We start from the raw sequence: 340 nt of genomic DNA on the forward strand, positions 1-340 counted from the left end.
TGGTGCCGAGGGCCGGACTTGAACCGGCACGGTAGTCACCTACCGCAGGATTTTAAGTCCTGTGTGTCTGCCAATTCCACCACCCCGGCGAGGACTTCCAATATCTTATTGGAGGCGGCAACCGGATTTGAACCGGGGAATAAGGGTTTTGCAGACCCGTGCCTTACCACTTGGCTATGCCGCCTTATTGGAGCGGAAGACGGGATTCGAACCCGCGACCCCCACCTTGGCAAGGTGGTGTTCTACCACTGAACTACTTCCGCAAAAATGGCTGGGCTAGCTGGATTCGAACCAGCGCATGACGGAATCAAAATCCGCTGCCTTACCGCTTGGCTATAGC

At 55.9% G+C, this 340-nt stretch carries 3 tRNA genes; all 3 read right to left on the reverse strand.

From position 1 onward, the window contains the following. The 3 genes from KH400_RS23040 to KH400_RS23050 all read right to left on the reverse strand — a co-directional run bounded on the left by KH400_RS23040 (nucleotide 1) and on the right by KH400_RS23050 (nucleotide 263). Nucleotides 1–89: transfer RNA gene (locus tag KH400_RS23040), tRNA-Leu, on the reverse strand. A gap of 20 nt (nucleotides 90–109) precedes the next feature. Next, nucleotides 110–184: transfer RNA gene (locus KH400_RS23045), tRNA-Cys, on the reverse strand. A 4-nt stretch (nucleotides 185–188) separates the two neighbouring features. Further along, nucleotides 189–263, reverse strand: a tRNA-Gly gene (locus tag KH400_RS23050). Nucleotides 264–340 lie beyond the last annotated feature (77 nt).

The organism is Desertibacillus haloalkaliphilus (assembly GCF_019039105.1).
Taxonomy (GTDB): Bacteria; Bacillota; Bacilli; order Bacillales; family KJ1-10-99; genus Desertibacillus; species Desertibacillus haloalkaliphilus.